General features: G+C 66.2%; 13 protein-coding genes. 7 read left to right on the forward strand and 6 right to left on the reverse strand.

Annotation, left to right across the window (positions count from 1 at the left end; translation table 11 throughout):
* The first annotated feature begins 73 nt into the window (after nt 1-73).
* Both MAAFP003_RS13600 and MAAFP003_RS13605 read left to right on the forward strand, forming a co-directional pair.
* Nucleotides 74-1,438 (forward strand): wax ester/triacylglycerol synthase domain-containing protein, encoded by a 1,365-nt coding sequence (locus MAAFP003_RS13600; RefSeq protein ID WP_096287682.1) that lies wholly within the window; start codon nt 74-76, stop codon nt 1,436-1,438.
* Nucleotides 1,439-1,651: 213 nt separating this feature from the next.
* Nucleotides 1,652-1,948, forward strand: a complete 297-nt coding sequence (locus MAAFP003_RS13605; protein WP_423790896.1) for an ANTAR domain-containing protein — start codon at nt 1,652-1,654, stop codon at nt 1,946-1,948.
* A gap of 146 nt (nt 1,949-2,094) precedes the next feature.
* Here MAAFP003_RS13605 and MAAFP003_RS13610 read toward each other — a convergent pair whose 3' ends face one another.
* The gene (locus tag MAAFP003_RS13610) at nt 2,095-2,841 is read right to left on the reverse strand and encodes an IclR family transcriptional regulator (RefSeq protein ID WP_096287684.1); all 747 of its coding nucleotides are present in this window, start codon (nt 2,839-2,841) and stop codon (nt 2,095-2,097) included.
* 66 nt (nt 2,842-2,907) lie between these two features.
* Between MAAFP003_RS13610 and MAAFP003_RS13615 the strand changes: the two genes are divergently transcribed.
* Together MAAFP003_RS13615 and MAAFP003_RS13620 are read left to right on the forward strand one after the other, a co-directional pair.
* A complete protein-coding gene (locus MAAFP003_RS13615; RefSeq protein WP_096287686.1) occupies nt 2,908-4,248 on the forward strand; it encodes an FAD-binding oxidoreductase in 1,341 nt (446 codons plus the stop codon).
* Nucleotides 4,248-5,063: a DAPG hydrolase family protein gene (locus MAAFP003_RS13620; RefSeq protein WP_096287688.1), complete on the forward strand. Its 816-nt coding sequence runs from the start codon at nt 4,248-4,250 to the stop codon at nt 5,061-5,063. Before MAAFP003_RS13615 ends, MAAFP003_RS13620 begins: the two co-directional genes overlap by 1 nt.
* Nucleotides 5,064-5,069: 6 nt before the next feature.
* Here MAAFP003_RS13620 and MAAFP003_RS13625 read toward each other — a convergent pair whose 3' ends face one another.
* Entirely contained in the window at nt 5,070-5,618 is a 549-nt protein-coding gene (locus MAAFP003_RS13625) for a TetR/AcrR family transcriptional regulator (protein ID WP_096287690.1), read from the reverse strand.
* A gap of 192 nt (nt 5,619-5,810) precedes the next feature.
* On the opposite strand from MAAFP003_RS13625, the gene MAAFP003_RS13630 reads away from it, so the two are divergent.
* Nucleotides 5,811-7,025 carry a cytochrome P450 gene (locus MAAFP003_RS13630; RefSeq protein WP_207768531.1) on the forward strand — a complete coding sequence of 405 codons (1,215 nt, stop codon included), beginning with the start codon at nt 5,811-5,813 and terminating at the stop codon, nt 7,023-7,025.
* A gap of 7 nt (nt 7,026-7,032) precedes the next feature.
* On the opposite strand, the gene MAAFP003_RS13635 is transcribed toward MAAFP003_RS13630, so the two are convergent.
* Nucleotides 7,033-8,829: a DUF4407 domain-containing protein gene (locus MAAFP003_RS13635; RefSeq protein WP_096287692.1), complete on the reverse strand. Its 1,797-nt coding sequence runs from the start codon at nt 8,827-8,829 to the stop codon at nt 7,033-7,035.
* Nucleotides 8,830-9,007: 178 nt separating this feature from the next.
* Between MAAFP003_RS13635 and MAAFP003_RS13640 the strand changes: the two genes are divergently transcribed.
* The gene (locus tag MAAFP003_RS13640) at nt 9,008-9,565 is read left to right on the forward strand and encodes a hypothetical protein (RefSeq protein WP_090602139.1); all 558 of its coding nucleotides are present in this window, start codon (nt 9,008-9,010) and stop codon (nt 9,563-9,565) included.
* A 125-nt stretch (nt 9,566-9,690) separates the two neighbouring features.
* On the forward strand, nt 9,691-10,119 hold the full coding sequence (locus MAAFP003_RS13645; RefSeq protein ID WP_096287694.1) for a type II toxin-antitoxin system Rv0910 family toxin: 429 nt from the start codon (nt 9,691-9,693) through the stop codon (nt 10,117-10,119).
* Between the two features lie 9 nt (nt 10,120-10,128).
* Here the strand turns inward: MAAFP003_RS13645 and MAAFP003_RS29615 are convergent, their stop codons facing one another.
* From MAAFP003_RS29615 to malQ, 3 genes are read right to left on the reverse strand one after another with little or no spacing between them, the layout of a single operon-like run.
* On the reverse strand, nt 10,129-10,473 hold the full coding sequence (locus MAAFP003_RS29615; protein WP_243394029.1) for a LapA family protein: 345 nt from the start codon (nt 10,471-10,473) through the stop codon (nt 10,129-10,131).
* Entirely contained in the window at nt 10,470-10,940 is a 471-nt protein-coding gene (locus MAAFP003_RS13655) for a nuclear transport factor 2 family protein (RefSeq protein WP_096287696.1), read from the reverse strand. The genes MAAFP003_RS29615 and MAAFP003_RS13655 overlap by 4 nt, the downstream gene beginning before the upstream one ends.
* A gap of 26 nt (nt 10,941-10,966) precedes the next feature.
* Nucleotides 10,967-13,108, reverse strand: a complete 2,142-nt coding sequence (gene malQ / locus MAAFP003_RS13660; RefSeq protein WP_096291138.1) for a 4-alpha-glucanotransferase — start codon at nt 13,106-13,108, stop codon at nt 10,967-10,969.
* Nucleotides 13,109-13,116: the final 8 nt, after the last annotated feature.

Here is a 13,116-nt window from a genome sequence, read left to right on the forward strand (position 1 = left end):
CCAAAGTCATTGTCTGCCAACAAACTGATGACGACGGCGGCTACGAGTCGTAGGTTTGTGCCCGAGGTACATCATGGCCACCTTCATGCGCAACAGCGATGCCTTCACGTGGGCAATGGAAGCCGATCCACGGCTGCGGTCAACTGTGGTCAGCATCGTGTTGCTGGACCGATCCCCGGACTGGGATGAGGTGCGTGACCGACTCGACCTGATCAGCAGGAAACTACCGATGTTTCGGCAGCGGGTGGTGGCGTCACCACCGCCGGCCCCACCGCGGTGGGAGTACGTGCGGGACTTCGACCTCGGCTACCACATTCGCCGAACCTCCTGCCCGGGGGCCGGTGGGATCGAGGACGTACTCGAGGTGGCCCGATTGGCCGAGATGCAGGACTTCGACCGGGCGCGGGCGCTCTGGGAGGTAACGCTGATCGATGGCCTCAAAGACGGTGGCGCGGCGATGATCTGCAAGTTCCACCATGCGCTCACCGATGGAGTCGGGGGCGTCCAGATCGCGATGAACCTGTTCAACCTGTCCGAAGAGATCTATCCGCACGAGTCCCTGCCGCCCGAGCCGCAGGGATACGACCCGTCGTTGCTGGGGGACTACCGCGACTCCTGGCGATACGACGCCGACCTGATGGGCAAGGCGTTGATCGGTGTCGTCAAGACGGCTCCACGGTTGCTGATCGACAGTGTTCGGCGGCCAATCTCGACGGTCCGATCCGCGGCGGCGACCACGGCATCGGTCTACCGGACGGTGCGGCCGATAGCCCGGACCGGGTCACCGCTGATCACCGAGCGTGGCCTGATCCGGCGACTCGGTGTCCATGAGGTGCCGAAGTCGCTCCTTCGGGAAGCAGCGCACCGATGCGGGGGCGCGCTGAACGACGCGTTCGTCGCCGGCGTAGCCGGTGGGTTGCGGCAATACCACGAGAAACACGGGGTCGAGATCGGCGATCTGCACCTTTCCATGCCGATCAGTCTGCGCACAGCCGCCGACGAGATGGGAGGAAACCGGATCACGCTGATGCGCTTTGACGTGCCGGTGAGCGAGGCCGACCCGGCCGCACGAATCAAGGCGATACACCAGCGCACCGGCGCGGTGCGCGATGAGAGATCGCTGCCCTATACGCAGTTGATCGCCGGCGCGCTGAACCTGATGCCGCGCTGGTACATCGGTTCGGTACTGCGTCACGTCGACTTCGTGGCCAGCGACGTGCCGGGAGTGCCGGTGCGGGTCTACCTGGGCGGGGCGGCGGTACGCGCCCAATACGCATTCGGTCCGACGATCGGAGCGTCGGTCAATGTTACGTTGCTGACCTACGTCGACACCTGCGCGATCGGCATCAACGTCGATACCGTCGCGATACCCGACTATGATGTCTTCTACGACGCCATCGTCGCGGGGTTTGACGAGTTGACCTCGCTCGCAACCTAATTCGGAACTGAGATGCCGCCGACGTGACTACCGGCGCATACCGACACGATCACGACCACATATCAGTATCGGCGGCGGTATGGCATAACGGTGCCATTCGACAAATCATGGCACAGTGCGCCTTTGAGAATCCCGATCGCGAGTCATGCGTTCTGGCACGGATTCTTGTTCGCTATGCCGAGTAGCGGATTTTCGTTAAGGGCGACAGGAGGTATGAAGAGCATGGCGAACTGGGTTCCCGCACCTTCCTCGTGCGGACCGAACTCCGGCCGCATTCTCGACACCGCGCGGGGGATCATCATCGGCCTTCGCCGGTGCCGTTCGGAGACGGCGTTCGACGAATTGCACACTGCGGCACTGCGTCACAAGGTTCCGGTATTCGCGATGGCATGGGCGCTCGTGCACCTGGCCGGCGAGGGCGAAAAGACATCGAGCTTCATCGAGGCGCAGTCGGCTGCGCGCCACGAGTGGGGTCAACTGTTCAGCGGAGCAGCTGCACTGAGCTGCTGAGACGTGATCACGATCTTGGCGCGGCCGGGGTCCCTGGGGGGTACCACGGCCGTGCCAACCCACGTCAAGAATTCACGGGACTGACGCCGACGATCGGGCACTAGCGGCGGTCCGTCGGCGAGTCTTCACCGCCCCTTCACGCCTCGTCAACGACTCCAGGCCGGTGAGTCGGCCGCGGTGCGCAATGCTGCGATGATGCGCTGCTCCTTTTCCAGGAAGCGCTCGGTGGGAGCCGGCACCGAGATGGCGACGACGTTGTCGCCCAACGTCCGTCGCGCGATGGAGGCCGCCGAAATTCCCGGGGTGTGCTCGCCCCGGTCGAATGCGATCCCGCTACGCCGGATCTCGGTGAGCTCGCGGCGAAGCCGCTCGGCCACGCCGGCACTGAACCTGGAGATCATCGCCTCCGCCTCGGTGTCGTCCAGCGCCGCGAGCGCCGCCTTGCCATTGGCGGTCACTTCCAGCGGGAATCGGACACCGACGGCAGAGACCGCGCGGAGCCGGTGTGAGGATTCGATCTGGTCGACGAACCACATCCGCTGGCCACGCAACAAGGACAAATCGACGGTTTCACCGTCGGTCGCCCGCGCTACCCGTTCGATGGTCGGCCGGAAGATCGCCGAGACGTGCGGTCCCGCGGCGCTGCCGAACCCCAGCAATCGCTCGCCCAGCGAGAAGTGGCCTTGTGAATCCACCCCGGCCAACCCGACTTCCACCAGACCGACCAGAAGGCGCCGCGCCGTCGATTTGGCCAGTCCGAGCCGCTCACCGAGGTCGACCAGCCGCAGCCGTCCCGGCTCGGCGGCGATCTCGTCCAACGCCGCGGCGGCCCGGCGCAGCACCTGGATGCCTTCGTCGCGATTCGTGGGCGAAGCGGGTTCCGTGGGTGCCACACTTCCACTATAGTGTTCCGCAGTGCGGACTACCAAGACCCGCAATATGGATCTAAGGAGCTCCAGATGAGTTCGCTACCCGCAGGGCGGCACTTTTTTCGCAGCGACGCCGGATACGAAGATGCTCGCCGCGGCACGGTATGGAACCAACGAGTCCCCGCGCGCTACCCGGAGCTGATCGTTGCGGCGGTCGACACCGACGACATCGTCAGCGCCCTGCGCTATGCCAAGGCCAACGGCCTCAAGGTGAACATCCGCTCGGGCGGCCACAGCTGGGCGGCCAATCACTTGCGCGACGGCGCCGTGCTGGTCGACGTCAACCGGATCAATCACGCGAGTATCGATGCCGAAAAGGGCGTCGCCGTGGTCGGCCCCGGCAAGGGCGGCAGCATCCTGATGGCCGAGCTGGAAGCGCAGAATCTGTTCTTTCCCGCCGGACACTGCAAGGGTGTGTGCGTCGGCGGTTACCTACTGCAGGGCGGATACGGCTGGAACAGCCGGGTCTGGGGCCTGGCGTGTGAGAACGTCATCGGCCTGGATGTGATCACTGCCGAGGGCGAGCAAATCCATTGCGACGCAGACAATCACGCCGATCTGTACTGGGCCGCGCGCGGCGCCGGCCCGGGCTTCTTCGGCGTGGTCACCTCCTTCTACCTGAAGCTGTACCCACGCCCCGGCGCCTGCGGCACCAGCGTCTACGTCTATCCCATCGAGCTCGCCGACGAGATATACACGTGGGCGCGCAACGTCAGCGCCGAGGTGGACCGCCGCGTCGAAATGCAAATCGTGGCAAGCAGAAGCGTCCCCAACATGAACATCGAAACGCCGGCCATCACCTTCGCGTCGCCGGCATTCGCCGACACCGAGAAACAAGCCCAGGAGGCCCTGGCCATCTTCGGTACGGTGCCGGTTGTGGATAAGGCGCTGGTCGCAATTCCTTACCTGGCCACCGACATGCCCACCTGGTACACCGCCGTGATGAGCAACTACCTGTCCGACCACCGCTACGCCGCCGACAACATGTGGACGTCGGCCTCCGCCGAGGATCTGCTGCCGGGCATTCACAACATCATCGACACGATTCCCGACCACCCGTCGCACTTCCTGTGGCTGAACTGGGGGCCGTCGCCGGCCCGCCCCGACATGGCCTACAGCATCGAAGACGAGGTTTACCTCGCCCTGTACGGGGCTTGGAAGAACGAGTCCGACGACGCGAAGTACGGCGACTGGGCGCGCTCCAACATGGCCGCGATGTCGCATCTGGCCACGGGCATTCAGCTTGCCGACGAGAACCTCGGCCAGCGTCCGGCCCGATTCGCCAGTGACGAAGCGATGGCCCGCCTCGACAAGATACGAGCGGCCTACGACCCGGATGGTCTGTTCAATGCGTGGATGGGACGACTCTGATGGCCGGCGATCTTTACCTCGGCTACCGCAACGAGGACGCGAACACACCGTTCGGTAAATTCTTCAATCCCGAAATGGCCTCGCTGCCAACACATGTCGTCGAGGCGCTGGAACACGGTCCGCAAGGGGGGATGGCAATGCCGGCGTTCGAAGACGCCGCGGGCGTCGCCGAGGAGGGCTACCAGCAGACCGAGAACGGCTACGGCGTCCTGGACGACGGCAGCTATCAGGTGTCGGTACGCACCGATATGCCCGGTGTCACGCCGGCGATGTGGTCCTGGTGGTTCGGCTGGCATGGCAGTGACACCCGCCGGTACAAGCTGTGGCATCCACGGGCGCACCTGTCCGCGGCCTGGAAGGACGGCTCGGACGATGCGGACGCCCGTCGAGGCGCCCAGCGCTACATCGGCCGCTGGTCGTTGATCAGCGAGTACATCGGCTCGACGATGCTCAATGGCGCAATCCAATTCGTTGCTCCCGCGGAGATGGACTGTCCGCCCGACAGCGAGGATGCGGTGGCGATCTGCGCCCGGCTGGGCGCCAGTGACGCTCCGGTGGATGTCGGATGGTTCATCCATCACGTCCGGTCCACGCCGACCGGATCCGAAATGCGGTCCCGGTTCTGGATGGGCGGACCGCATATCGCGGTGCGCAACGCTCCCGGGGTTGCCTCAATGGCTCTGCGCCCCATCGCATCTCGTATACTGGGCAACCCGGAAGCCAACGCCCGGAATCTGCTCGTGCATTGCGCGCAGGAGATGAACCACCTGGCCGGATTCCTGCCCGAGCTCCATGGGGCGTTCGGCGACGAGTAACCGCGTTCAGCCGGCGTAGGCGGGCGCGACGAAACGCTCGACCAGCTGGCGCTCGGCCTCGTCGTCGCCGACCGGCCAGTACATCAACGACAGCACCACGCGGACTACCCATTGGGCGCCCTGCGCATCGCCGTGGGTGAGGCCGGTCAGCTCGGTGGCGAACCCGGCCAATAGCGGTGATCCGGTAAGCCAGGCCATATCGCCGGCTCGCAGCGGACTGATCATCAGCTGATACAGCGGATCGGCGCGGATCAGCTTGAGCGCCACGGTAATGGCGGTGACGACCCGCTCCGGACCACTCATGGACTCGACGGTCTGCCGCACGGTCTCGACGATGCGCGACGCGGCGCGGGTGATGGCCGCATCGCGGATTTCGGCCTTGCCGCCGGCGTAACGGTAGATGGTGGCCCGCGAACAATGGACACGCTTGGCCAGCGCGTCGATGTCAAAGCCGTCCGGCCCCTCGCGCATGATCATCTCGGTGGCGGCGGCATAGATGCGCTCGGTCGCGATCTTGCGGCGGTCGCCCCCGACCAGCCAGTCGTCTCGCGCCATCGATTACCACCTTCGTCGCGAGAACTTAAAACGTTTTCATCTCATGCTGAGACGAATGGAGTCCTTTATCTCACCATAGTCGCAGGTTCGGGTTCACCGCTGAGACAGCCCGATCGGGGAGCGCCGCGTGGCGGCTTTCAACTTTTCGCATGACCGTTGACGTGGTGATATCGGTGTTCGCAGGCTGAATCTGTGACAGTCATAGCCCAGGCCGACACGTTCCTCGGTGCCGAATCTCTGCAGGATCCCTACCCGCTGTACGAGCGCATGCGCAGCGCGGGGCCGGTGCACCGGATCGGTGATTCCGAGTTCTACGCCGTGTGCAGCTGGGATGCCGTTGAAGACGCCATCAGCCGGCCCGAGGACTTTTCGGCGAACCTGACCGCGACGTTGACCTACACCCCCGACGGCGGCATCAAGGCGTTCGAGATGGAGCCGCTCGGCGGCGCGACCCACGTGCTGGCCACCGCGGACGATCCCGCCCACGCCGTGCACCGCAAGCTGCTGGTGCGCCAGTTGGCGGCCCGGCGAGTTCGCGCAATCGAGCAATTCGCGACCGATACCGCGGACCGGTTATGGAACGAGGGCTGTCGCGACGGGCGCATCGAATGGATGGACGCCGTCGCCAACCGCCTGCCGATGATGGTGGTGGCAGAGCTGATCGGGGTCCCCACGACCGATGCCGCGCAGCTGATGAAGTGGGGCTACGCGGCCACCCAGACAGTGGAAGGTCTGGTCAGCGAGGAACAACTGGCCGCCGCGGGGATCGCGGTCTTGGAACTCGGCGGCTATATCAGCCAGCAGTTCGATCTCGCCGCAGCGGATCCCCAGGACAACCTGCTGGGCGAGCTTGCCGTTGCCTGTGCCTCGGGCGAGCTCGAAACCTTCGCCGCCCAGGTGATGATGGTGATCTTGTTCGCCGCCGGGGGAGAGTCGACCGCGTCGCTGCTGGGCAGCGCGGCCTGGATTCTGGCGAACCGCCCCGACATCCAGCAACAGGTGCGCGAAAACCCGGCGCTGCTCCCGGCATTCATCGAGGAGACACTGCGCTACGAGCCGCCGTTTCGGGGCCACTACCGACATGTGCGAAACGACACCGTGCTGGCCGGTGTCGAGCTGCCCGCAGACGCGCACCTGTTGCTGCTGTGGGGTGCGGCCAACCGCGACCCGGCCCACTTCGACAGGCCCGGGGAGTTCCTGCTGGATCGCGCCGAAACCAAGGGGCACATCAGTTTTGGCAAAGGCGCACACTTCTGCGTCGGGGCCGCGCTGGCACGCCTGGAAGCCACGATCGTATTGCGCCTGCTGCTGGATCGGACCTCGACGATCGCACAAGCCGACGTTGGACAGTGGCTGCCCAGTCTTCTCGTGCGTCGTCTCGAACGCCTCGAGCTGGCCGTCGGCTGATTCGCGGCTATTTCCCGGGCGGAAGTTGGCGTGGCCCTTCGGGCGGGCGAAGCTGGCGCGGGCCCTCACGCTGCGACAACTCCGGAGTGCGATCGCTGTCCGCGGGCGCCAGCGGTAGCCCGTCGGCGCCCTTGACGCGCAGTCCCGGTGCACGGTGCTGATTCACGCGCGGGGCCGGGTGGTCGTCAGTCTCGTGGTGCTCGCGCGCGGAGGCGATCCGCTCGGGACGTTGCGTATCGGCCGTCGACGAGCGCGGCTCGCCTGGGCCAGAGCTTTCGGCGTCGAACGTGACTTTGCGAGTGCGCCTGAGCGCGAACGTGATCTCCTCGACCTCTTCGAACACGTGGCGCGCGGTGCGCAGCGGTGCCGTGGTGGTGTCGATCGCCCGCGCGACGAAGGGCGGCACCAGCGGACGAATCCAGCGCGCCGCGGCCCTGGGGATCGACGGGATGGCCGAAGTGGTGGGCTCGTCCGGCACTTCAACCGCGCCGGCCGGTTCGACCTCCGCCGGCAGATTTTTCACCGCCGGCGTCAGATCGACATGGGAATCCGCTGTGCCGGCGGGCAATTCGGCGGTAGCGCGACTGGCGGCTTCCGCCTCGGCGGCGATCGGCAGGTAAATGTCTTCCTGCACCGGTTCGAAGGTCCGCACCGGCGGCGCGGGGCGCGGGCCCTCGATGGCTTCGGTGACTCGACGGCGCTGCTGCTCCCGGTCGATCTCGGTCTGTGCTTCGATGGCCAGCCGAGCCTGAGTGAGTTGATGCTCGGCCCATAGGATTTCGGCTTCGCGGCGGACTTCGGCGCGCTTGATCGCGATCGCGGTATCCGCGTCGAGTTCGGCGCGCTCACGCTCCGCCCGGGCGGTCACGCGGCGATCGTGAGTGGTCTCGGCGCGCCACACCCGCAGAATCAGGGGAAGCAAATAGACCAACACGAAAAACGCGATGGTCGCCAAGCGCAACACCATCGCCCCGGCGCTCGCGAAGGTGAGCTCGTTCATCGCGATCCAGCGCACGCCAACGCCGCCCGGGCCGGCATCGGCAAGCACCCGGTCGCGGGCGTCGTTGACGGCCTGCTCCTCGCGGGAAATCGTCGCGTCCAATGCGGGCGCCTGGGTCTCGCGGGCCGCCAACGCGTTGTCCAGCTCACGCTGCGCATCGGCGAGAATCTGGTTGGCCGTTCGGGTTTCGGGCCCGGCACCGGGATCGCCGGTGATGTGGGTCTGTGGGCACGCCGGACTCGGGTGGTATTCGCAGCGCGCGACGACCAGGGCGTTGTCCTGGCCGTTGCGGGCCTGGGTGACCGCGTCGTCGAGCCCGTTGCGCGCCGCACGGGCGCGTTGCAGCGCTGCCGACGCCTGCGCGACAGCCGGCGCCGAGTCGGCGCTACGCAGCGCCCGGTCCTCGAGATGGTGGTCGATCGAACGGGAAAACACCACGAGCGCGGCGAGTTCGCCGACGACAACGCCGACCGTCACCGCAACGACCACCCGGCCGGCGATGCCGGGCCAGCCTCGGTGCGGGCCGCTGGCGATGCCGCGCGTCACAGCCCCGACCAGCAGGCCGAACATCGGGGTCAGCGCGACGACAGCAATCAGCGGCCAGCGTGCCGACGCCTTGACCGCCAAGGCCGCGACCAGCCAGGCCAGCGCAGCTCCGAGCAGCACCACTGCGCCGGCGACGGCGTGGGTGGACCGCTCGTGGCGTTCACTCAACTCGCGCCAGTGACCGCCACCAAGCCAGGCGAGTACCCCCTCGACCCGGGAGACGGCTGAGCGCGGCTCAATTGATTCGTGGGCGCCCATCAGACTCCAACACCTCCGTCGTCAAGCGTCCCAGGCCGTCGGCCGACACACCGAATCGAAGCGCCGACGTGTGGCGTTGTTCACAACGCGATCCCGTGGGGGCGGAGAAGGGTGAAATTCCTGCGACGCGGACAGATCTGCGAAGTTTCCGGCAAATGCCGTGAGACGGTATAAGCCTATGCAAAACCACGACTACGTCACCTACGAAGAATTCGGACGCAGATTCTTCGAGGTCGCCGTCACGCCCGAGCGTGTCGCCGCCGCATTCGCCGACATCGCCGGCAACGAATTCGCGATGGAGCCGATTGCCCAGGGACCCGGCGGGATTGCCAAGGTCAGCGCCAACGTCAAGATCCAAGACCCGCGGGTCACGCGACGCTTGGGGGACAGCATCACCTTCGTCGTTCACATTCCGCTCTCGATTGATCTGCTGCTGGATCTGCGGCTCGACAAGCAGCGTTTTCAGGTCTCCGGTGACATCGCGTTGCGCGCGACCGCACGCGCGGCCGAGCCGCTGATCCTGATCGTCGACGTCGCGAAGCCGCGACCCTCCGATATCACCGTCAATGTGTCGTCGAAGTCGTTCCGCGGCGAGATACTGCGCATCCTGGCCGGTGTGGACGGTGAGATTCGCCGATTCATCGCCCAATACGTCGCCGACGAGATCGATGCGCCCCACTCGCAGGCCGCGCAGGTCATCGACGTCGAAGAGAAGTTGAACGAGGCCTGGCCGTAGTGCATGCGCCGGCAAATTGCCGGCCGGCCGAGACGGTGACGCAACGCGCGTTTTGCGGTTCCCTCGGCGCGGGTATGTAGAACCTCGACTGAACGCTCGGGACGGTTCAAGAGGAGCGACAAACTTTGGCGCAAGTAGATGTTTCGACGACGTCGGATCTGGACCCCAGTGCCGCTTGGAAACTGGCGTCCGATCTGGGTCGATTCGAGGAATGGATGACCATCTTCGGTGGCTGGCGCGGTGAAATGCCGTCGACGATCGAGCAGGGCACCAAAGTCTCGTCGTGCATCAAGGTCAAAGGATTCCGCAACGTCGTGCACTGGACGGTGACCCGCTACGACGAACCCAAATCGATTGAGCTGCAAGGCCGCGGTCGGGGTGGGATTCGGATCACCGTGGCGATGGACGTCACCGACACTCAACCGGGGTCCGTCTTTCACTTGAACGCCGACATCGGCGGCGGGGTGCTCAGCGGGCCGGTCGGCAAGGTTGTGGCGCGCGTGCTGCGCACCGATGTGCGCACGTCGGTAGAAAACCTGGCCGCGCTGCAGTAGCCGCGGGCGTCACCGCGCGGGGTGGCTTCCGAGCCATTCCCGTTCCGCCTGGCGGATTCGCCTGCCGTCCATGGCAAGCCAATCCAGCCCGACGCCCAATGCCATCAGTCCGGCAATGGCCGCCGAGAGACCAATGCCGATCTCGCCCAACGCAAATCCGGTGACGGATACCACCAGTGCGATTACCGCGGCCCCGACAACGAGCATGCCCGGCGTCCGCACGGATTGCTGCGGCGGTCCAGAGCGAACCTCGTCAATCGAGCTGTGGCTGTTGTGGTCCATGCAGACGCGGCTACCCGAAACCCCGCGTGGCCAAACGGCTTCGGCGCCCGGACCGCCGGTGAGCGCGTTCATTCCGGATCCCACGACAGCAATCGACGCACCGGCCGCGTCTCGATCGCATTGACGGTCAGCAGTCGGCGCGTGATCCGCCACCCCGAGTCCGTCGACTCGTACTCGTCGTCGTAGCGCAAATGCCAAGCCGCGTCGAATACCTCATCGCCGCGCCGAGTCCAATGATGGGCGACGCACGCGATCCGGCCGCGCGCAGTGCCAGGACGCGGCCCGTCGTCGTACACCTCGCCGACGATCGCGTGTTCGGTACGGGCCACCGCGGCCACCGCGGCAACGGCCTGCCTAATGGCCGGCCGGCCCCGATGCGCATGAAGCGGCGTCAACGTGGCCGGCGGCCCAGGCACCATCAGCTCGGCGTCTATCGCGAAAAGTGCTGCCACGGAATCGAATTGACGATCGTCAACCCCGGCCGCATAGCGGTGTACCACATCGCTGAGTGCGGATCGATCGTTCGCGGAGAGCGTCATGGCACCCGAAGCTAACAGGCGCGCGGTCAGATGGTCGGCGGTGCCAGCGCGGTGCGCACCGCATCGACCAGCGTAGCGACCCGGCGACTGGTGAATACGTCCTCGAGCATCACCGGCTTACCGTCGGGGCCCGTCAGCGGAACCCGCCAGTTTGGGTACTCATCGGTGGTACCGGGCTGATTCTGGGTGCGGCGATCACCGACCGCGTCGGTCAGCGCCACGCCCAACAACCGAGACGGCGTCCGGCCCAGGTAGCGGTAGAGGGCCAGCACGATCTGCTCGGGCTCGTCATCGTGCTCGCCGAGCAGCCCCACCCGGCGCAGCTCGGCCATCCAGGCCGCCAACTCCGCGCGATCGGACTCCAATTCCTCGGCCACGGGTCGGGTCAGCAATCCCAGCGACTCGCGCAGCCGGACATGGTCGCCGACCAGGTAACCGGCGGTCGGCGGCAGATCGTGGGTGGTGACCGACGACAGGCAGTACTCGCGCCAGCGTTCGGCCGGCAGCGGACCGCCGGTCCCGTCGCGGTCCAGCTCGAACCAGAGAATCGAGGTGCCCAGCAGTCCCCGGAGTAAGAGGTAGTCGCGGACCCACGGCTCGACGGTGCCGAGGTCCTCGCCGACCACCAGGGCACCGGCGCGGTGCGCCTCCAATGCGACGATGCCGACCATCGCCTCGTGGTCGTAGCGCACATAGGTGCCTTCATTCGGCGGTGCGCCCTCGGGGATCCACCACAGCCGGAACAACCCGATGATGTGGTCGATCCGGACACCGCCGGCATGCCGCAACACCGCCTGGATCAGCGCGCGGAACGGCCGGTACTCCTGCTCTTCCAGTCGGTCGGGGCGCCATGGCGGCTGCGACCAATCCTGGCCGAGCTGATTGAATTCGTCGGGCGGCGCGCCCGCTGTCACCCCCAGCGCCAGCACATCTTGCAGAGCCCAGGCGTCGGCCCCGTTCGGGTGCACGCCGACCGCCAGGTCGTGCATGATGCCCAACGACATGCCGGCCCGCACCGCCTGCGACTGTGCCGCGGCGAGTTGTTCGTCGATCTGCCATTGCAGCCAGCGGTGGAAATCGACCGCCTCCGCATGTTTTTCGGCGAACCGGGCGACGCCGATCGCGGTCGGATGCTGCAGGAATTCCGGCCAGCAATGCCAGTCGCCGCCGTATTTTTCGGCCAGCGCGCACCAGACGGCGAAGTCGTTGAGCGCGCCGCCTTCACGCTCGCAGAAGGCGGCATAGGCCAGCTCCCGTCCCGCGGACCGCGGTATCCGGTAAATCAGCTTCAGCGCCTCCCGCTTGGCCTTCCATGCCTTGTCACGGTCAATGGAATCGAGCCGGGCGGCGTGCTGTTGGACCTCGTCGCGAAGCCGACGCAACCGGCCACGCTTGGCCAGGTCGGCGAATTCGGGGATGGACTCGACGCGAATATAAAGCGGGTTGAAGAAGCGGCGTGACGTCGGAAGATACGGAGAAGGCTCCATCGGGATCGTCGGGGTGGCCGCGTGCAGCGGGTTGACCAACAGGTAGTCGGCCCCGTGCCGCGACGCCGACCAGACGGCCAGGTCGGTCAGGTCGGTGAGGTCGCCGACGCCCCACGACTGTTCGGACCGCACGCTGTAGAGCTGGGCGGCCAGGCCCCAGGCCCGACGCGCGCCGAGTTGCTCCGGTAGGCCGAGCCAGTCGGGCGTCACGATCAGCGCGGCGCTGGTTTCGATACCTCTGGATCGCAGATGCAAACGGTGGTAGCCCAGTGGCAGATCCGTCGGCAGCACAAAGCTCGCTTCGCCGACCCATCGCCCGTCCAGATTGAACGGCGGCGTGAAGTTGTCGACCTGCTGCACGCCGCCGTGCACGGTCCCGTCCTCGAGCCGCAACAAGACTTCGGCGGGATCGCCATGGGTCACGTGCACCCAGAACCGCGTCGGGGCGCCGGTGCGGGCGACGATGGTCGCCGGCAGTTGACGCGACCAATAGGTGCGCAGCTGGTTGGCCAGGGCCGCGTTGCGATCCTGCTCGGTGCCGGCCTCGACGCCGAGAGCCGCGAGCACGGCGATCAGCGTGTGCTCCGATATCTGAGCCTGGCGGCCCGCCCAGTCCTCGTACCACGTGGAAATGCCGAATCTCCCGGCCAGTTCGACCAACGAAGGTGCCAGCTCAGTCATGCCGCTCA

Origin of the sequence: Mycobacterium ahvazicum, from assembly GCF_900176255.2 — a bacterium.
In the GTDB taxonomy this organism is placed as follows: domain Bacteria; phylum Actinomycetota; class Actinomycetes; order Mycobacteriales; family Mycobacteriaceae; genus Mycobacterium; species Mycobacterium ahvazicum.